At 70.2% G+C, this 17,879-nt stretch carries 20 protein-coding genes, 1 tRNA gene and 1 riboswitch; of the genes, 19 read left to right on the forward strand and 2 right to left on the reverse strand.

Translation table 11 applies throughout. The features are described 5' to 3' along the window. Nucleotides 1–37 precede the first annotated feature (37 nt). From xerD to gcvP, 19 genes are all read left to right on the forward strand, one after another. Nucleotides 38–1,018, forward strand: coding sequence for a site-specific tyrosine recombinase XerD (gene xerD, locus VGB75_14500; protein HEY0168249.1), 981 nt, complete (start codon nt 38–40; stop codon nt 1,016–1,018). A gap of 145 nt (nt 1,019–1,163) precedes the next feature. Further along, a complete protein-coding gene (locus VGB75_14505) occupies nt 1,164–2,120 on the forward strand; it encodes a ParA family protein (GenBank protein ID HEY0168250.1) in 957 nt (318 codons plus the stop codon). Then, nucleotides 2,117–3,265 carry a segregation/condensation protein A gene (locus VGB75_14510; GenBank protein ID HEY0168251.1) on the forward strand — a complete coding sequence of 383 codons (1,149 nt, stop codon included), beginning with the start codon at nt 2,117–2,119 and terminating at the stop codon, nt 3,263–3,265. Before VGB75_14505 ends, VGB75_14510 begins: the two co-directional genes overlap by 4 nt. Continuing rightward, nucleotides 3,265–3,909 carry an SMC-Scp complex subunit ScpB gene (gene scpB, locus VGB75_14515; protein ID HEY0168252.1) on the forward strand — a complete coding sequence of 215 codons (645 nt, stop codon included), beginning with the start codon at nt 3,265–3,267 and terminating at the stop codon, nt 3,907–3,909. Before VGB75_14510 ends, scpB begins: the two co-directional genes overlap by 1 nt. Then, a complete protein-coding gene (locus VGB75_14520; GenBank protein ID HEY0168253.1) occupies nt 3,899–4,642 on the forward strand; it encodes a pseudouridine synthase in 744 nt (247 codons plus the stop codon). The genes scpB and VGB75_14520 overlap by 11 nt, the downstream gene beginning before the upstream one ends. 52 nt (nt 4,643–4,694) lie before the next feature. Continuing rightward, nucleotides 4,695–5,057, forward strand: coding sequence for a chorismate mutase (gene aroH / locus VGB75_14525; protein ID HEY0168254.1), 363 nt, complete (start codon nt 4,695–4,697; stop codon nt 5,055–5,057). 145 nt (nt 5,058–5,202) lie between these two features. Beyond that, nucleotides 5,203–5,904 carry a (d)CMP kinase gene (gene cmk / locus VGB75_14530; protein ID HEY0168255.1) on the forward strand — a complete coding sequence of 234 codons (702 nt, stop codon included), beginning with the start codon at nt 5,203–5,205 and terminating at the stop codon, nt 5,902–5,904. A 58-nt stretch (nt 5,905–5,962) separates the two neighbouring features. Continuing rightward, nucleotides 5,963–7,351 carry a ribosome biogenesis GTPase Der gene (gene der, locus VGB75_14535; GenBank protein HEY0168256.1) on the forward strand — a complete coding sequence of 463 codons (1,389 nt, stop codon included), beginning with the start codon at nt 5,963–5,965 and terminating at the stop codon, nt 7,349–7,351. A gap of 83 nt (nt 7,352–7,434) precedes the next feature. Continuing rightward, a tRNA-Pro gene (locus tag VGB75_14540) sits at nt 7,435–7,508 on the forward strand. Between the two features lie 100 nt (nt 7,509–7,608). After that, nucleotides 7,609–8,214 (forward strand): CDP-alcohol phosphatidyltransferase family protein, encoded by a 606-nt coding sequence (locus tag VGB75_14545; GenBank protein HEY0168257.1) that lies wholly within the window; start codon nt 7,609–7,611, stop codon nt 8,212–8,214. Further along, entirely contained in the window at nt 8,215–9,147 is a 933-nt protein-coding gene (locus VGB75_14550; GenBank protein HEY0168258.1) for a DUF881 domain-containing protein, read from the forward strand. Beyond that, entirely contained in the window at nt 9,144–9,476 is a 333-nt protein-coding gene (locus VGB75_14555; GenBank protein ID HEY0168259.1) for a small basic family protein, read from the forward strand. The genes VGB75_14550 and VGB75_14555 overlap by 4 nt, the downstream gene beginning before the upstream one ends. A 16-nt stretch (nt 9,477–9,492) precedes the next feature. Beyond that, entirely contained in the window at nt 9,493–10,245 is a 753-nt protein-coding gene (locus tag VGB75_14560; GenBank protein ID HEY0168260.1) for a DUF881 domain-containing protein, read from the forward strand. Between the two features lie 118 nt (nt 10,246–10,363). Further along, nucleotides 10,364–10,750 (forward strand): glycine cleavage system protein GcvH, encoded by a 387-nt coding sequence (gcvH, locus tag VGB75_14565; protein ID HEY0168261.1) that lies wholly within the window; start codon nt 10,364–10,366, stop codon nt 10,748–10,750. Between the two features lie 202 nt (nt 10,751–10,952). After that, nucleotides 10,953–11,417 carry an FHA domain-containing protein gene (locus VGB75_14570; GenBank protein ID HEY0168262.1) on the forward strand — a complete coding sequence of 155 codons (465 nt, stop codon included), beginning with the start codon at nt 10,953–10,955 and terminating at the stop codon, nt 11,415–11,417. Beyond that, the gene (locus VGB75_14575) at nt 11,414–12,151 is read left to right on the forward strand and encodes a MerR family transcriptional regulator (protein HEY0168263.1); all 738 of its coding nucleotides are present in this window, start codon (nt 11,414–11,416) and stop codon (nt 12,149–12,151) included. Before VGB75_14570 ends, VGB75_14575 begins: the two co-directional genes overlap by 4 nt. A gap of 63 nt (nt 12,152–12,214) precedes the next feature. Beyond that, on the forward strand, nt 12,215–12,712 hold the full coding sequence (locus tag VGB75_14580; GenBank protein ID HEY0168264.1) for a bifunctional nuclease family protein: 498 nt from the start codon (nt 12,215–12,217) through the stop codon (nt 12,710–12,712). A gap of 206 nt (nt 12,713–12,918) precedes the next feature. Next, nucleotides 12,919–13,470: a MerR family transcriptional regulator gene (locus VGB75_14585; GenBank protein HEY0168265.1), complete on the forward strand. Its 552-nt coding sequence runs from the start codon at nt 12,919–12,921 to the stop codon at nt 13,468–13,470. Between the two features lie 40 nt (nt 13,471–13,510). Further along, nucleotides 13,511–13,607, forward strand: a riboswitch (glycine riboswitch). Nucleotides 13,608–13,698: 91 nt separating this feature from the next. Further along, nucleotides 13,699–16,575 (forward strand): aminomethyl-transferring glycine dehydrogenase, encoded by a 2,877-nt coding sequence (gcvP, locus tag VGB75_14590; GenBank protein ID HEY0168266.1) that lies wholly within the window; start codon nt 13,699–13,701, stop codon nt 16,573–16,575. Between the two features lie 261 nt (nt 16,576–16,836). Here the strand turns inward: gcvP and VGB75_14595 are convergent, their stop codons facing one another. Next, nucleotides 16,837–17,115 carry a DUF5999 family protein gene (locus VGB75_14595; GenBank protein ID HEY0168267.1) on the reverse strand — a complete coding sequence of 93 codons (279 nt, stop codon included), beginning with the start codon at nt 17,113–17,115 and terminating at the stop codon, nt 16,837–16,839. A gap of 220 nt (nt 17,116–17,335) precedes the next feature. Continuing rightward, entirely contained in the window at nt 17,336–17,806 is a 471-nt protein-coding gene (locus VGB75_14600; GenBank protein ID HEY0168268.1) for a hypothetical protein, read from the reverse strand. Nucleotides 17,807–17,879 lie beyond the last annotated feature (73 nt).

Raw genomic sequence — 17,879 nt, forward strand, 5'->3', positions numbered from 1 at the left:
GGCCAGGCCGGACCGAGCCGGGCCGTCGGCCGGCTGAATGGTGATCGACACGATAGACACGCCTGCCGACGCCGCGCCGGTCAGCCGGCCGACGGCGGCGGCTCGCGCGGTCACCAGCTACCTGGACCACCTGGCCGTCGAGCGCGGCTCCTCGGCCAACACCCTGAGCTCCTACCGCCGTGACCTGCGGCGCTACCTGCGCTACCTCGACGAGCACGGCATCGACTCGCTGACCGAGGTCCGAGCCGCGACGGTGAGCGGCTTCCTGGCCGCACTGCGCGAAGGCGACTCAGATCATCCGGCGCTGTCGGCGGCCTCGGCCGCCCGGGCGGTCGTCGCGGTCCGCGGCTTGCACAAGTTCGGCTACGCCGACGGCCAGCTGGCCACCGACGTGGCCCGTGAGGTCAAGCCACCCGCGCCACCCCGCAGGCTGCCCAAGGCCATCGCCGTCGAGGACGTCGAACGGCTGCTGGACGCCGCCGACTTCGATCAGACGCCGTTGTCGGTGCGGGACCGGGCACTGCTGGAAGTCCTCTACGGGACCGGCGCGCGGATCTCCGAGGCGGTGGGCCTGGACGTCGACGACCTGGATCTGCCTGGCCGCAGCGTGCTGCTGCGCGGCAAGGGCGGCAAGCAGCGGCTGGTGCCGCTGGGCTCGTTCGCGGTCAAGGCGCTGTCGGCCTACCTGGTTCGAGTGCGGCCCGAGCTGGCCAGGCAGGGCCGTGGCACACCCAAGGTGTTCCTCAACTCCCGCGGCGGGCCGCTGTCGAGGCAGAGCGCCTGGACGGTGCTGCGCAGCGCTGCCGACAAAGCCGGCCTGGGCACCGACATCTCACCGCACACCCTGCGGCACTCGTTCGCCACGCACCTGATGGAGGGCGGCGCCGACGTGCGGGTGGTGCAGGAACTGCTCGGCCACGCCTCGGTCACCACCACCCAGATCTACACATTGGTGACCGTTGACCAGCTTCGCGAGGTCTATGCCGGGGCCCATCCGCGCGCTCGGGCACGCCCGTGATCGAGCGGGTCGAGGACCGAGCGGGGCCGCGCGGCGCAGGCGGGTCGCAGCCGTTCACCGGGACTCGCGGTGGGGTAACCTCCGGACGGGTCAAGCAAGCTGCGCAGCGGCGCGGCAGGGCACTTGCGAGGAGCGCGCACTCTCTATGACGACGTCCGATAGGCCCGGGACCGGACCCGCCGAGGCAGCGGCGTTCGAGTCGCTCCAGCTGCCGCTCAACGTGGGAGAGCCGGATGCGCGCGGCAGCGGTTCGGCCGATGCCGCGAAGTCGGCTGACCCGGCCCGGACCCGGCAACGCCGGCCGCTGGTCCAACCGGCGCCGTTGACCCAGCACGGCCCTGCCCGGGTGATCGCGTTGTGCAACCAGAAGGGCGGCGTCGGCAAGACCACCTCGACCATCAACCTCGGCGCGGCGCTGACTGAGTTCGGCCGCCGGGTGCTGCTGGTGGACTTCGACCCGCAGGGCGCGCTCAGCGTGGGGCTGGGAGTGCAGCCGCATCAGCTCGAGCGCACCACCTACAACCTGCTGATGGAACGCTCGGTCGGCATCGACGAGGTGCTGCTCAAGACCGGCGTGCCCGGCATGGACCTGCTGCCGTCCAACATCGACCTGTCCGCCGCCGAGGTCCAGCTGGTGAACGAGGTGGCCCGCGAGCAGACTCTGGCCCGCACCCTGGCGCCGCTGCTCAACGACTACGACTTCGTGCTGATCGACTGCCAGCCCTCCTTGGGGCTGCTCACCGTCAACGCGCTTACGGCGGCCAACGGCGTGATCATCCCGCTGGAATGCGAGTTCTTCAGCCTTCGCGGGGTCGCGCTGCTCATCGACACCATCGACAAGGTGCAGCAGCGGCTGAACCCCAACCTGCGGCTGGAAGGCATCCTGGCGACCATGTACGACGGTCGCACGCTGCACGGCCGCGAGGTCTACAGCCGGGTGCTGGAAGCCTTCGGCGACAAGGTGTTCGACACCGTGATCTCGCGGACGGTCCGGTTTCCCGAGACGACCGTGGCCGGCGAGCCGATCACCACCTGGGCACCGACCTCCAACGGCGCCGTGGCCTACCGCGAGCTGGCGATGGAGGTCCTTTCCCGCCCGTGAGCCGAACACCGCCGCAGGAGAGGGCCCGGCCCTTCGAGGCCGTCACAGGCCCGGCGGCGCCGGCTGACCCGGCCGGCTCAGCAGTGCCGGCAGGCGCGGCGCCGGCTGACCCGGCCGGCTCAGCGGTGCTGGCAGGCGCGGCGCCGGCAACCCCGGCCGGCTTGGCGGTGCTGGCAGGCGCGGCGCCGGCAACCCCGGCCGGCTTGGCGGTGGCCGATGAGTTGACGCTGGAGGACCTTCCCGAGGAATGGGACCTGCCGACTCAGCCCGAATCCCTGGCCGGCGGCAGCACCCGGCAGGTCTTCAGCGTCCGGCTGGACAACTTCGAGGGACCGTTCGACCTGTTGCTGACGCTGATCAGCCGCCGGCAGCTCGATGTCACCGAAGTCGCGTTGTCCCAGGTGACCGATGACTTCATCGGCTACCTCAAGGCGGCCGGTGACGAGTTCGACCTGGGCCAGGCGACCGAGTTCCTGGTGGTGGCCGCGACCCTGCTCGATCTGAAGGCGGCGCGGCTGCTGCCTGCCGCCGACGTTGAGGACGAGGAGGACCTGGCGCTGCTGGAGGCGCGCGACCTGCTGTTCGCCAGGCTCCTGCAATACCGGGCCTACAAGCTGGCAGCCGCGCACCTCGGCGCGCTGGCCACGCAGGCCGGACGCAGGTTCGGCCGCGTCGCCGAGATCGAGCCCCGGTTCGCCGCACTCAGCCCGGAGCTGCGGATCGGCGTCGATGTGCATCAGTTCGCCGCGATCGCGGCCCGCGCGCTGCGTCCCCGTGCGGTTCCCGTCGTCGGCGTGGAGCACCTGCACACGCCCAGAGTCAGCGTGCGTGAGCACATGACCGCGATGGCCGAGCGGCTGGCCCGCGTCGGATCGGCCACCTTCCGGTCACTGGTCGCCGACTGCGGCTCCACCCTGGAAGTGGTGGCCCGGTTCCTGGGGTTGCTGGAGCTCTACCGCGACGGGGCGGTGAGCTTTGACCAGGCCGAGGCGCTGTCGGAGTTGAGAGTTCGCTGGATCGGTGGCGCACGCGGCGCCGCCGAGCAGGACAACGCCGCCGAGCAGGACAACGCCGCCGAGCAGGACGGGTCCGGCCAGCCGACCAGGCCGCTGACCGGCGCCGACCCGGACGAGGAGTACGGCTGATGACCCAGCCGCAGGACATCAGGCAAGACGACGGCTTCCGGTTGGCTGAGTCAGCCACCTCGGTCGACGCCGGCTCGGGCACCCCGTCGCTGGATCTGGCCGAGCCCGCGGTGCTGCGATCGGCGCTGGAGGCGTTGCTGTTCGTGGCCGACGGGCCGGTGCAGCTGAGCCAGTTGGCGGCGGCGGTCCAGCGCCCGGTGACCGAGGTCGCGCAGGCGCTGGCCGAGATCACCGCGGACCTGGATCGGCGTGGCGCCGGCTGGCAGCTGCGGCCGGCCGCCACCGGATTCCGGCTCTACACCCGGGAGCGTTACGCCCCGATCGTGGAGGCGTTCCTGCTCGACGGCCAGCGCAGCAAGCTCAGCCAGGCCGCGTTGGAGACGCTGGCCGTGGTGGCCTACCGGCAACCGGTGACCCGGGCCCGGATCTCAGCGATCCGGGGCGTCAACGTCGACGGCGTGGTGCGTACCCTGCTGGCCCGGGAGCTGATCACCGAGGTGGGATCGGACCCCGAGACAGGCGGCGGGCTGTACCGCACGACCGACACCTTCCTGGAGAAGATGGGCATCACCTCGGTGGAGGAGCTGCCCTCACTGGCGCCGCTGCTGCCCGAACTGGACACCCTGGACTTCGATGAGCTCTGAGCAGCCCGACGAGGGCATCCGACTGCAGAAGGTGCTGGCCAGCGCCGGCCTGGGCTCCAGGCGGGCCTGCGAGCAACTGATCGCCGAGGGCCGGGTCACAGTGGACGGCCGCGGGGTGGCCGAGCTGGGGGCCCGGGTCGATCCGGAGACCTCGGTGGTGCGGGTGGACGGCAAGCGCGTCAACCTACGCTCAGACCAGGTCTACCTGGTTCTGAACAAGCCGCGTGGCGTGCTGACCGCGATGTCAGACCCGCACGGGCGCCCCACTGTCGGCGATTACGTCGCAGACCTGCCCGAGCGGCTGTTCCACGTCGGGAGGCTGGACGCCGACACCGAGGGCTTGCTGATCCTCACCAACGACGGGGAGTTCGCTCACCGGTTGGCCCATCCCTCGCATGAGGTGGTCAAGACCTACGTCGCCGAGGTGCCGGGCCCGGTGGACCGGTCGTTGGCCGGCAGGCTCAAGGCCGGCATCGAGCTCGACGACGGCCCGGTGAGCGTCGATGACTTCCAGCTGATCGACTACTCGGCCGGCCGCGCATTGGTCCAGGTGTCACTGCACGTGGGCCGCAACCACATCGTCAGGCGGCTGCTCGACGCGGTCGGGCATCCGGTGGACAAGCTGGTTCGGGTGGCGATCGGCCCGGTCCGATTGGGCGATCAACGACCCGGATCGGTGCGGGAGCTGACCGCCGTCGAACTAGGTGAGCTCTACCGCCAGCTCGGCCTCTAGAGTCGTGTGCGACCAGGGTCGGCGAACCGGCCATACGCGAGGAAGGGCACCGGTGAGCGTTCGGGCAGTGCGGGGTGCGATCCAGGTTGAGCTGGACGAGAGGCAAGTGATCTTGGACGGCGTCTCGGAGCTGGTCAAGGAGGTGATGTCGCGCAATCAGATCGAGCCCGATCAGCTGATCTCGATCCTCTTCACGGCCACTCCGGACCTGAAATCGGAGTTTCCCGCCTACGCCGCCCGACAACTTGGGCTGATCGACGTTCCGCTGATGTGCGCCAGTGAGATCGCGGTGCCCGGCGCGCTGCCCCGAACGCTGCGGCTGCTGGCGCACTTTGACACCGAGCTGCGCCGCGGTGAGATCAGGCACGTCTACCTCCGCGGCGCCGCGGCACTGCGCACCGACCTGCCGCAATAGGCGCGGCGGCTCCCAGGATAGGAGTCGAACCCCGCTGACCCCGTACTCTGGGACTGCCCGGCCTCCGGTCGGGCTGGTTCGCCCGCTGACCGCGGTCGCGAACGCACCGCGCAGACATCTGTCGTGACCAGAGTGGACCGCCGGCGTGCCTACCGATTTCAGCGAAGCTCCCGAGTTTCGGGGAGTGGTGGCGCTCGACGGACCCTCGGGCACCGGAAAGTCCACCGTCGCCAAGCTGCTGGCCCGGCGGCTGCGGACCCAGTACCTCGACACCGGGGCGATGTACCGCGCTGCCACCGTGGCGGTCTTGCGAGCCGGCGTCGACCTCGAGGACCCGGTCGCGGTCGCGACTGAAGTGGCGGCTAGCCGGATCGACGTCGGCACCGACCCCTGGCGTCGCAGCATCCAGCTCGACGGCCGCGATGTCGAGCGCGAGATCCGGACGGCGGCCACCACCGCCGCGGTGTCGGCGGTGTCGGCGGTCCAGGCGGTGCGCACCCAACTGGTCGCCCAGCAGCGGCTGATCATCGGCCGCGCGCCCACGGTCGCCGAGGGCCGTGACATCGGGTCGGTGGTCTGGCCCGACGCCGAGTTGAAGGTGTACCTCACCGCCCGCGAAGAGGTGCGGGCCCGCCGGCGGGCCGGCGAGCTGGGAGACGAGGACCTGAACCGGGTGATCCAGTCCTTGCGGCGACGGGATGACTTCGACTCCAGCCGAGCGGCCAGCCCGCTGCGGCGGCCGGACGGCTCGACCGAGGTGGACACCTCTGAGCTGACCATCGACGAGGTGGTCGAACTGCTGGCTTCGCTCGCGTTCCAGGCTGTCAGCACGGCAGACCGTGCCTGAAGCCATGACAGATTCCGGAGCCATGTCAGATTCCGATGCGATGCCAGATTCCGAGGCCATGACAGATTCCGGAGCCATGTCCGACCCCGACGCGATGCCAGATTCCGATGCCGACGCGGCCGAAGTCCTGCCGGTCACTCCGGTGGTCGCGGTCGTCGGGCGTCCGAACGTGGGCAAATCAACCCTGGTGAACCGTATCCTGGGGCGCCGGGAAGCGGTCGTGCAAGACATCCCGGGCGTGACGCGGGACCGGATCGCCTACGACGCCTACTGGGGTGGCCGGCAGTTCACCCTGGTCGACACCGGCGGCTGGGAGCCCGACGCCACCGGCCTGCAGGCGATGGTGTCGCGGCAGGCCGAGCAGGCGGTCGTCACGGCCGACCTGGTGCTGTTCGTCATCGATTCGCGCACCGGCGCCACTGAGACCGACCTGGTGGTGGCCCGCACCCTGCGCCGCGCCGGGCGCCCGGTGGTGCTGGCGGTGACCAAGGTCGACGACGAGCGCGGCGAGTCCGACGCGGCCGAGGCCTGGTCACTGGGGCTGGGAGAGCCCTACGCGGTCAGCGGGCTGCACGGGCGAGGATCGGGAGATCTGCTCGACGCGATCCTGCAGAAGCTGCCAGACGCCCCGCCCGAGCGTGAGCCCGTCGGCGGTCCCCGACGGGTGGCCTTGGTCGGACGTCCGAATGTCGGCAAGTCCAGCCTGCTGAACCGGCTCACCGGCGAGGAGCGCTCGGTGGTCGACGCGGTCGCCGGCACCACCGTCGACCCGGTGGACTCGCTGCTGGAGCTGGGCGGTGAGACCTGGCGGTTCGTCGACACCGCCGGCCTGCGCAGGCGGGTCACCAACGCCTCCGGCATGGAGTACTACGCCAGCCTACGCACCGCCAGCGCGATCGAGTCCGCCGAGGTCGCGGTGGTGCTGCTGGACGCCTCGGAGGTGATCTCCGAGCAGGATCAGCGGGTCATCTCGATGGTCGTGGAGGCCGGCCGGGCGCTGGTGATCGCTTTCAACAAGTGGGACCTCGTCGATGAGGACCGGCGTCTGCAGCTGGAGAAGGAAGCCGACTGGGAGCTGCAGCGGGTGCAGTGGGCGCCTCGGGTGAACGTCTCGGCCAAGACCGGCCGCGCGGTGGAAAAGCTGTCCGGCGCGCTGCGCCTGTCGCTGGCGTCCTGGGACCGCCGGATCCCCACCGGCCGGCTCAACAGCTGGCTGACCGAAGTGGTGAACGCGACCCCGCCTCCCGGTCGCGGCGGAAAGCACCCCCGGGTGCTGTTCGCGACCCAGGCAGACACTCGACCGCCCCGGTTCGTGCTGTTCACCACCGGCTTCCTGGAGGCCGGCTACCGGCGTTTCCTCGAGCGCAAGCTCCGGGAGGATTTCGACTTCCAAGGCAGCCCGATCGAGATCTCGGTACGGGTCCGCGAACGTCAACAGCGCAGCTGAGCCGCCCGCGCTGGCAGGACCGGCCGGCTGGGTGCGCTAAAGTTGCGGCGGTTCGCTCAGAGGTGTGACAACGCTGAGCGGAGCGGGCTGTAGCGCAGCTTGGTAGCGCACCTGACTGGGGGTCAGGGGGTCGCAGGTTCAAATCCTGTCAGCCCGACATCGCCTTGCGCGAGACGGTGTCTTTTCCGACGATGTCGTCGGCGATCGCCTGCTGGCGGTGGTCGGTTGGAGTGAGGTTCGGCGGGAGGCCAGAACTCGTGAGTTCGCAGCCCTCGGCGGTGGCGCCCTCGGCCGCGTCAGGGCCGACGGTGTTCACCCTGCCCAACCTTCTCAGCTTCTCCAGGTTGCTCGGGGTGCCGCTGTTCCTGTGGTTGCTGCTCGGCCCCCATGCCGACGGGTGGGCGTTGGCGGTTCTGATGCTCAGCGGAGTCACTGACTGGGCAGACGGGGCACTGGCGCGCAAGCTCAATCAGATGTCGCGGCTCGGGGCGCTGCTGGATCCGGTGGCCGACCGGCTCTACATCCTGGCCACCCTGGTGGGGCTGGTGCTGCGGCATGTCATCCCGCTCTGGCTGGCGGTGGCGATCATCGGCCGGGACCTGGTGCTGGCGTGCACCCTGCCGGCCCTGCGCCGCCGCGGGCTGACCGGGTTGCCGGTGCACTACCTGGGCAAGGCCGCCACCTTCAACCTGCTCTACGCCTTTCCGCTGTTGCTGATCGGCTCGCAGCCCGGCGCCCTCGGCGCCGTGGCCAAACCGATCGCCTGGGCCTTCACGATCTGGGGCGCCGGGCTCTACCTATGGGCCGGCGGGCTCTACCTGATCCAATTCCGCCGAGTGATCACCGGGCAGGCGGCGGTCTGAGTGGCCGGAGCGAACCAGCCGGGCGCCGCACCGGCGAGCCGGTCCAGCGCGATGCTCGACGACCTTCTCAACAACCCGCTGGATCCCGGTTACCGGCTCGCCTGGACCGAGGCGCCGCCAGGGCCGCGCCGCTGGTGGGACGGCCCACTGCTGTGGGTGACCTGCCTCGCGGTCGGCCTGCTGCTGGCGATGTCCTATCAGCTGCAGCACCGGTCCGCCCCTGCCCGCGAGGAGGCCCGCAAGGACCTGATCACCCGGATAGAGCGGCTCCAGGTGGCCGGTGACTCCCTGGACGCCCGGGCCAAGGCGCTGGCCGACGAGGTGGCCGGCCTGCGCAACGCGCAGCTGCCCGGCAACGGCGATGAGCTGAAGCGGCTGGAGCTTGCCTCGGGGGCCCTGGCCGTGACCGGTCCCGGGGTGCGGATCGAGCTGGCCGAGCCGGCGGCGCCGACCACGGCAGCCAGCGGGCGGCCGGGGGCCGCCGGACCGAGCCAGGCCGCGGTGCTGCACGATCGTGACATCCGGGCGGTGGTCAACCAGCTGTGGTCGGGCGGCGCCGAGGCCGTGGCGGTGAACGGCCTGCGGCTGACCTCCACCTCGTTCATCCGGTTCGCGGGGGAGTCGGTGCTGGTGGACTTCCAGCCGCTCAGCCCGCCGTATGCGATCGAGGCGATCGGTGACCGCAATGGCCTGCTGGTCGACTTCGCCGACTCCGGCATCGCCCGGCAGCTCAAGACGATGGCGGCGGTGGACGGCATCAGGTTCGAGTTCGCCGGCAAGTCCAGCCTGCGGCTGGAGTCGGTCACGGTGAGCCAGCCGAACTATGCGAGTCTGGGGGCCGGGGCCTCCGGCGCCAGCGCCGTCCCGTCCCCTTCCAGCACCCAGCCGCCTTCCAGCACCCAGCCGCCTTCCAGCACGGAGTCTCCTCGATGATTGCCGCGATCGCCCTGGTCATCGGCGTGGTGCTGGGGCTGGTGTTCCGCCCGACCGTGCCGCTGTGGCTGGAGCCCTACCTCCCGATCGCCGTGGTGGCCGCGCTGGACGCGGTCTTCGGCGGCATCCGGGCCAGGCTGGACGGCATCTTCGTGGCCAAGGTGTTCGTGGTGTCCTTCGTCTCCAACGTCCTGGTGGCCGCGCTGATCGTGTTCATGGGCGACAAGCTCGGAGTCGGCGGCCAGCTTTCCACCGCGGTGGTGGTGGTGCTGGGCATCCGGATCTTCGGCAACGCCGCGGCCATCCGACGACACCTGTTCCGAGCCTGAGACCTGCGAGCCTGAGATGGCAGAGCCCACCGTTCCCGACCCGACCGCCGCACCGGTCGCCGGCCCCCGCAGGCCGCCGCCGCTGTGGAGCCGCAATCGCGGCGCCACCGCCCTGATCGGCGCCCTGCTGGCGATTCTCGGCTTCGCGCTGGCCGTGCAGTTCCGGTCCAATTCCCAGACCGACGCGCTGGCCGGCGCGCGTGAGGCCGACCTGGTCCGGATCCTGGACGACCAGAACAGCCGCATCGACCGGCTGCAGGACCAGATCGTCGACCTGCAGACCGCGAAGCAACGGCTGTCCGACAGCGGCAGCGACAACGCCGAGGCGCGCCGGGAGGCTCAGCGCCAGGCTGACGCGCTGGCCGTGCTGACCGGGTCCGCACCCGCGCACGGGCCGGGAATCCGAGTGCGCATCACCGACCCGCAGCACGCGCTGCGAGCCGAGCAACTGCTCGACGTCGTCGAGGAGTTGCGCGGCGCCGGCGCCGAGGTGATCCAGTTCGGCCCGGTCCGGATCGGCGCCTCCAGCGCCTTCATCGACTCAGGTTCGGGGGTGTCCCTGGACGGGACCGCCCTGCAGGAGCCGTATGAGGTGCTGGCGATCGGAGAGCCCAAGACCATGAACACCGCCCTGAACATCCTGGGTGGCGTCGTGAACACCGTGCACGCCGCCGGCGGCGAGATCGCCGTCGCCGAGCAGGCGCTGGTCAGCATCACCGTCACCCGGGCCATTCCGGCTCCCAAGTACGCCACTCCGACCGGTAAGTGATCTCCCCGCGCCGACCCGGTAAGGTCGCGGCGCACCGTGTGCGTGGCGCAGGCCGGCATCAGCGTCAGCACCGAGGCAGTTTTTTTCGCCCCTTTCTCAGCGACGAGGTGACCCGGACATGGCAGAGATTCCACCCGACCTGCGCTACACCAGCGACCACGAGTGGGCGAAGGTGACCGAGGGCAACATCGTCCGGGTCGGCGTGACCGACTTCGCGCAGAACTCCCTCGGCGACATCGTCTTCGTGTCGGTGCATGGCCTGGATTCCACGGTGGAGTCCGGGGACACCTTCGGTGAGGTGGAGTCCACCAAGAGCGTCTCCGATCTCTACGCTCCGGTCAGCGGCTCGGTGGTGGCCCGCAACGAGGCGCTGGACTCCCAGCCCGACCTGGTGAACTCCGATCCCTACGGCGCCGGTTGGATCGCCGAGATCGAGGTCGCCGACATCGCCGTGCTCGATTCGCTGCTGGACGCAGAGGCCTACGGTCAGGCCACGTCCGAGTGAACCTCCACCTCGCGTTGACCCTTTAGCGCATGGCGAACTAGGCTCGGCGACACCGGCGATCGACAAGGCGCGCACCGTTGCCCGATCTGCGGCCTCGCTCGTCAGGCATTGAAGAAGAAAGGGCGTTTCCAGCGTGTTCTGCACCGCATGTGGCACCGAGAACTCAGCTGAAAGCCGGTACTGCGCGCAGTGTGGAGCGCCGTTGGCCGGCGCCAACCAGCCGGCCGGCGGCCGGCCGAGCGGTCCGGACGTGACCTCGATCCTGTCCTCCGGGCTGGCCCCCGTCGGCGGGCCTGACACCGACGAGTTCTCTCCCGAGGTCCATCAGCGCGCCATCGACGCGCTGGCCCCCGGCTCGGCGCTGCTGGTGGTCAAGCGGGGTCCGAACGCGGGCAGCCGTTTTCTGCTCGATCAAGACGTCACCACAGCCGGACGCCATCCAGACAGCGACATCTTCCTCGACGACGTCACGGTCTCGCGCCGGCACGTGGAGTTCCGGCGGGACGGCTCCGGCTTCGCCGTCCATGACGTGGGAAGCCTCAACGGCACCTACGTCAACCGGGAGCGGATCGACTCGGTGACCCTGGCCGGCGGTGACGAGGTGCAGATCGGCAAGTTCCGCCTGGTGTACCTGACCACGCTGACCCGAGGCGGAGCCGGTTCGTGAACGCCGCCAGCCTGCCCGCCAGGGGGACTCTGTCGATCGGCGAGGTGCTGGCCCAGCTGCGCGTCGACTTTCCCGACGTCACGATCTCCAAGATCCGGTTCCTGGAGGATCAGGGGTTGGTGCAGCCGGACCGCACCCCCTCCGGTTACCGCAAGTTCTCCGGCTCCGACGTCGCCAGGCTGAAGTACGTGCTCAGCCAGCAACGAGACCACTACCTGCCGCTGCGCGTCATCAAGGATCAGCTCGAGGCGATCGACCGGGGGCACGGACACGGTCCGGTGCTGACCAACGCGGTGCCGCGCGCGGCCCACCCCGCCATCGTCGACAACGCCCCGACCCCGGAGCACTTCCGGTCCTCGGCCGCCGCGATGCGGTTGAGCCGCGAGGAGCTGCTCAACACCGCTGGGCTGCGGCCGGCCCAGCTTTCGGAGCTGGAGCAGTACGGCCTGATCAGCCAACGGGCCGGCGGCTACTACGACGACGACGCGCTGGCGATCGCCCGGGTCGTCGCGGAGATGGCCAGGTTTGGCATCGAGGGCCGGCACCTGCGCGGCTTCAAGTCCGCCGCTGACCGTGAAGTCGGGCTGTTCGGCCAGGTCGCGGGCCCGATGGCCAAGCAGCGCAGCGGCGAGGGCCGGGCCCGCGCCGAAGAGACGGTGCGGGAGCTGGCCGCGCTGTCGGTGCGCCTGCACGCGGCTCTGGTGCAGATTGGGCTACGTGAGATCGTCGGCTGAGCGAGGAACCGGCTAGGCTCGAAAGGGTTACGTCTCACAACAGAGGAGGACTGCCAGATGACTCTGCATCCGTTGCAGGTTGTCGGCGTGCGGGTCGAGTTGCCCGCTAACCAGCCGGTCGTCCTACTCAAGGAGTCAGACGGAGCGCGTTACCTGCCGATCTGGATCGGCGCGGTGGAGGCATCGGCCATCGCCTTCGAGCAGCAGGGCGTCCAGACCCCCCGCCCGATGACACACGACCTGCTCCGAGACGTGATCGGCGCGCTGGGCGGGGAGCTCAAGCAGGTCTCGATCACCGAGCTTCGCGACGACGTCTTCTACGCCGAGCTGCAGTTCGCCGACGGCACCACGGTCAGCGCCCGGCCTTCGGACGCGATCGCCCTGGCGCTGCGCACCGAGACTCCGATCGTCGGCGACGAGAGCGTGCTGGCCACCGCCGGCATCTCCATCCCGGAGGAGGACGAGGACGAGGTCGAGCGGTTCCGGGAGTTCCTGGACACCATCTCCGCAGACGACTTCGCCGGCTCCGAGGGTGACGAGCCCCAGCCTGGAAGCAGCTGACCTTCCTGTTCCGGAAAAGTCTGCACCTGAACTCGACGGTTACTTTTTCGGTGCGATCCGGCGAGCCGCATTGACCCGTGCAGCCACCGCGGCATACCGTCGGTAAATACCCACGGTGCAATTCGAGTGGGCGCCGCGCCTGGTTCACCAGAATCGGAGGCGGTTCAGGGGACCGCAGCGATGCGCGCAGCAGGTAGGAGATCGACGTGCTGGACCATACGCCGGAGCAGGGCGAGCTGTTCTCCCAGCCGAGCATCGGCTCCGACGACTCGGTCGGATACCGCGGCCCCACCGCCTGCGCCGCCGCCGGCATCACCTACCGGCAGTTGGACTACTGGGCCCGCACCGAGTTGGTGGTGCCCTCGGTCCGCTCGGCGGCCGGGTCAGGCAGCCAACGGTTGTACTCGTTCAAGGACATCCTCGTCCTCAAGGTCGTCAAGCGGCTGCTGGACACCGGCGTCTCGCTGCAGAACATCCGGCTCGCGGTCGACACGCTGCGCGAGCGCGGCGTGGACGACCTGGCCCGGATCACCCTGCTCTCCGACGGCACCACGGTCTATGAGTGCACCTCCTCCGAAGAGGTGGTCGACTTGCTGCGAGGTGGGCAGGGCGTGTTCGGCATCGCCGTCAGCGGCGCCTTGCGAGAGCTCGCGGGATCACTGGCGACGCTGCCGTCCGAGCGCACCGACGGCGTGGTGAGCACCGAAGCCGCTGACGAGCTGACCCGGCGCAGGCAGCGCCGCACCGCCTCGGCCTAGGACGTTCGGGCCGACGGGCTGGTAGCCTTGCCAGTACCGCGACACGCGTACGGGAGAGTCCGTCCAGCCAGTTCTGGTCGGCGCCGAAGGGGCAATTTCCCCGCTAACCTCTCAGGCTGCAGGACCGTGCGTGCAGGTAGCTCTGAAGGGCGCCCAGCCCGACAGAGGGGGAGTAGTCCGACCCATCGGCCGGGCTACTTCAGCCCTGTCTGAAGTTGGAGCGCCATCATGGACAACTCCGCCATTCCCTCCCTGACCCCGTTCTCCGCGCGGCACATCGGCGTGACCGAGCCCGCCGATCAGGCCGTCATGCTCAAGGCCCTCGGATTCGCCAACCTGGACGAGCTGCTCAACGCGGCGGTCCCGTCCAGCATCCGGTCCAAGCTCGAGCTGGCGCTGCCGCCGGCCAGCTCCGAGGCCGAGGTGGCCGCCGAGCTGCGGGCGCTGGCCGCACGCAACACCCCCCGGGCCTCGATGATCGGCCTGGGGTACTACGACACCGTCACACCGCCGGTGATCCGCCGCAACGTGCTGGAGAGCCCGGCCTGGTACACCGCCTACACGCCCTACCAGCCCGAGATCAGCCAGGGCCGGCTGGAGGCGTTGCTGAACTTCCAGACGATGGTCGAGGACCTGACCGGCCTGCCGACCGCCGGCGCGTCGTTGCTGGACGAGTCGACGGCCGCCGCCGAGGCGATGGCCCTGGCGCACCGGACCTCGGCCGCGGCCAAGAAGGGCGCCGATGTCTTCCTGATCGACGCCGACGCGTTGCCCCAGACCGTCGACGTGGTCCGGACCCGCGCGCGCGCGCTCGGGCTGCGGGTGCTGGTCGCCGATCTGGGCGCCGAGGGAGCGCCGGCCGAGCTGACCGACGGCTCGGTGTTCGGGATGCTGCTGCAGTACCCGGGCGCCTCAGGTCAGGTGCGTGACCTTCGCGAGCTGATCGAGGCCGGTCACCAGGCCGGCGCTCTCGTCGCGGTGGCGGCTGACCTGCTGGCCCTGACGTTGCTCGTCTCGCCCGGCGAGCTCGGCGCCGACATCGCGGTCGGCACCTCGCAGCGGTTCGGGGTGCCGCTGGGCTTCGGCGGCCCGCACGCCGGCTACCTCTCGATCCGGGCCGGCCTGGAGCGCCAGCTGCCCGGCCGGTTGGTCGGCGCCTCGGTGGACGCCGATGGCCGGCCCGCCTACCGGCTGGCGTTGCAGACCCGCGAGCAGCACATCCGCCGCGAGAAGGCGACTTCCAACATCTGCACCGCCCAGGTGCTGCTGGCGGTGATGGCGTCGATGTACGCGGTCTACCACGGCCCGCACGGGCTGCGCGCGATCGCCGCCAACGTGCACGCCCGAGCCGGCCGGCTGGCTGCCGGACTGCGAGCCGGCGGGGTCGAGGTGCTGACCGAGGCGTACTTCGACACGGTGACGGTGCGGGTGCCCGGCCGCGCTGCCGAGGTGCTGGCAGCCGCCGACGAGCGTGGTGTCAACCTTCGGCTGATCGACGCCGACCACCTCGGGATCGCCTGTGACGAGGCCACCACCGACGCGGTGCTCGCCGAGGTGCTGGCGGCCTTCGGGGTGAGCGCGGAGCTGCCTGCGAGCGCGCCCGTGGCGCTGCCCGCGCAGCTGCGGCGCGAGTCGGACTACCTGAGCCACCCGGTCTTCAACTCCTACCACTCCGAGACCGCGATGCTGCGCTACCTGCGCCGGTTGGCAGACCGCGACTACGCGCTGGACCGGGGGATGATCCCGCTGGGCTCCTGCACCATGAAGCTCAACGGCACCACCGAGATGGAGCCGGTCACCAATCCCGGCTTCGCCGACATCCACCCCTTCGCCCCGCAGGGCCAGTTCGACGGCTACGCCGCGCTGATCGCGGACCTGCAGAACTGGCTGGCCGAGATCACCGGCTACGACGCGGTGTCGCTGCAGCCCAACGCCGGCGCGCAGGGTGAGTTCGCGGGGCTGCTGGCCATCCACTCCTACCATCAGAGCCGGGGCGATCAGGGCCGGACCGTCTGCCTGATCCCGGCCAGCGCGCACGGCACCAACGCCGCTTCGGCGGTGCTGGCGGGCATGAAGGTGGTGGTGGTGGCCACCAGCGGCGCCGAGGGGGCGGTCGACCTCGATGACCTGAAGGCCAAGATCGACCTGCACGCCGAGAAGCTGGCGGCGATCATGCTGACCTATCCGTCCACCCACGGCGTGTTCGAGGACCACATCGGCGAGGTCTGCGAGCTGGTGCACGCCGCCGGCGGCCAGGTCTACGTCGACGGCGCGAACCTCAACGCGATGGTCGGCCTGGCGCGTCCGGGCAAGTTCGGGGCCGACGTCTCGCACCTGAACCTGCACAAGACCTTCTGCATCCCGCACGGCGGCGGCGGACCCGGGGTGGGGCCGGTCGCGGTGCGCGAGCACCTTGCCCCGTTCCTGCCCAACCACCCGCTGCAGCCGCTGGCCGGGCCCGACACCGGGCCCGGGGCGATCTCGGGCGCCCCGTGGGGATCGGCGGCGATCCTGCCGATCACCTGGGCCTACCTGCGGCTGATGGGCCCGGACGGCCTGGTCGCCGCCACCGCCACCGCGATCCTGTCCGCCAACTACATCGCGGCCCGGTTGAACGAGCACTACCCGGTGCTCTACACCGGCGACCGCGGCCTGGTCGCGCACGAGTGCATCCTGGATCTGCGCCAGATCACCAAGGAGACCGGCGTGACGGTCGACGACGTCGCCAAGCGGCTGATCGACTACGGCTTCCACGCGCCGACGATGTCGTTCCCGGTGGCCGGCACCCTGATGGTGGAGCCCACCGAGAGCGAGGACCTCGGTGAGATCGACCGGTTCATCGAGGCGATGATCGCTATCCGGGCCGAGATCGAGCAGTTGCGGGCCGGGGACTGGTCTGCCCAGGACAATCCGCTGCGCAACGCCCCGCACACCGCGCGATCCCTGACGCAGGAGTGGAACCACCCGTACAGCCGCGAGCAGGCGGTGTACCCGGCCGGGGTGGACCCGGCGTCGAAGTACTGGCCGCCGGTGCGCCGGATCGATGGCGCCTACGGCGACCGCAACCTGGTCTGCTCCTGCCCGCCGGTGGCCGACTACGCCTGAGACGAGGGCTGCTGTTTCGCAGACAGCTTGAGAGCGGCACGGCTTGGCCGCTCAGTCAGGGCCGGGCCGTCCGCCTCGCTGAGGTCGGCCGCCCGGTCTCCAGCCGTGTCCGGGCGGCCGCCGGTCGCCGGCCAGTCCGAGCAGCCCCGGTCTCCAGCCGTGTCCGGGCATGCGGCTGCCCACCGGCCAAAGGCCGGTGGGCAGGAGGGGGTCAGGTAGCGGCGCCGCGCCGGCTTGGCCGCGCGGTTGCATAAGTTCGGGTCAGGCCACCCGGTGCAGCGCGGCCGCGGTCAGCTCGGCGCGGCGGGCATGCACGCAATGACCGTCGGGCAGGATCTCGCCGGAGTCGTCGAAGAGGACGATGCCGTTGCAGAGCAGGCTCCAGCCTTGCTCCGGGTGGCAGGCGATCACGTGCGCGGCGTCCCGGTCAGAGCCGTGAGCGTCGGGGCAGCGTGGCTCGTGCACGCATGCTCCGCGGGTCACCGGGTGGGTGGAGGTGACCTCGCGGTCCGGCTCCGGCAAGTTCTCGAAGTGACTCATAATCCCTGCGTCCTAGCGTCGTGAGTGTCTATGTGGTTTTTAGCAGATCGTGTCGTAGCCCACACCTATGTTGGTCGATTCCGAGAGCGATTACAGGTTTATTCCCTCGATGTTCCGGAGGTCGTGCCCGAATTGCAATCTTAACGCGAAACCTACGTGGGGTTTGTCTCGGTTCGCGCAAAAGAACCTCGGTTTTTCCTCAATTACGCGAGTTAGTCGGCTATGTGCGGCCGGCCTGATCCTGAGCTTCGGACAGGACCGGCGAAGAGGCCATCCAATCCGCCAGCACCGCTGGAAAGCCCGCCTCCTCGGCCGCCGCGATGACTCGTACGTCGTCGTCGACGAACAGCTCCACCTGTCGGGGACGGAGCTTGTTCAGCTCGTCGACCTTGAGCACCGGCGCCGGGCGGGAGTCCCGCTGACTACGCATGATCAGTTCGGTCACCGGCAGGCCGCGATCGGCCAGCCAGCTTCGGGTCACCGCTCGCAGCGAGTTCGGCCGTCCGGTGAGCCAGACGAGCTCGTGCTCGGCGGCAGCGGCCAGCGCCCGGTCGATGCCTTCCTCCAGACCCGGGTCATCGGCCGCCGCGGCGAAGAACCCCGGCCAGTCCTTGGGCCGGCGTTCCAGCAGGTGCAGGCGGTGCCGGACGTCGGCCACCACGCCGTCGATGTCGAAGACCGCGATGCTCACCACTCCACAGTACGTAGCGCTGCCAGTGCCACTTGCCAAATATCCGCCGCCCCGGTGCTGAGGCGGCGTCCGG

The sequence above is a fragment of the Jatrophihabitans sp. genome (assembly GCA_036399055.1).
Classification (GTDB): domain Bacteria; phylum Actinomycetota; class Actinomycetes; order Mycobacteriales; family Jatrophihabitantaceae; genus Jatrophihabitans_A.

Coding starts and splice junctions, on each gene's coding strand:
- VGB75_14560 (HEY0168260.1), top strand. CDS start 9,493: ATGGCAGAGCCCACCGTTCCCGACCCGACCGCCGCACCGGTCGCCGGC.
- der (HEY0168256.1), top strand. CDS start 5,963: ATGACAGATTCCGGAGCCATGTCCGACCCCGACGCGATGCCAGATTCC.
- VGB75_14595 (HEY0168267.1), bottom strand. CDS start 17,115: ATGAGTCACTTCGAGAACTTGCCGGAGCCGGACCGCGAGGTCACCTCC.
- VGB75_14520 (HEY0168253.1), top strand. CDS start 3,899: ATGAGCTCTGAGCAGCCCGACGAGGGCATCCGACTGCAGAAGGTGCTG.
- gcvH (HEY0168261.1), top strand. CDS start 10,364: ATGGCAGAGATTCCACCCGACCTGCGCTACACCAGCGACCACGAGTGG.
- scpB (HEY0168252.1), top strand. CDS start 3,265: ATGACCCAGCCGCAGGACATCAGGCAAGACGACGGCTTCCGGTTGGCT.
- VGB75_14505 (HEY0168250.1), top strand. CDS start 1,164: ATGACGACGTCCGATAGGCCCGGGACCGGACCCGCCGAGGCAGCGGCG.
- gcvP (HEY0168266.1), top strand. CDS start 13,699: ATGGACAACTCCGCCATTCCCTCCCTGACCCCGTTCTCCGCGCGGCAC.
- xerD (HEY0168249.1), top strand. CDS start 38: ATGGTGATCGACACGATAGACACGCCTGCCGACGCCGCGCCGGTCAGC.
- VGB75_14555 (HEY0168259.1), top strand. CDS start 9,144: ATGATTGCCGCGATCGCCCTGGTCATCGGCGTGGTGCTGGGGCTGGTG.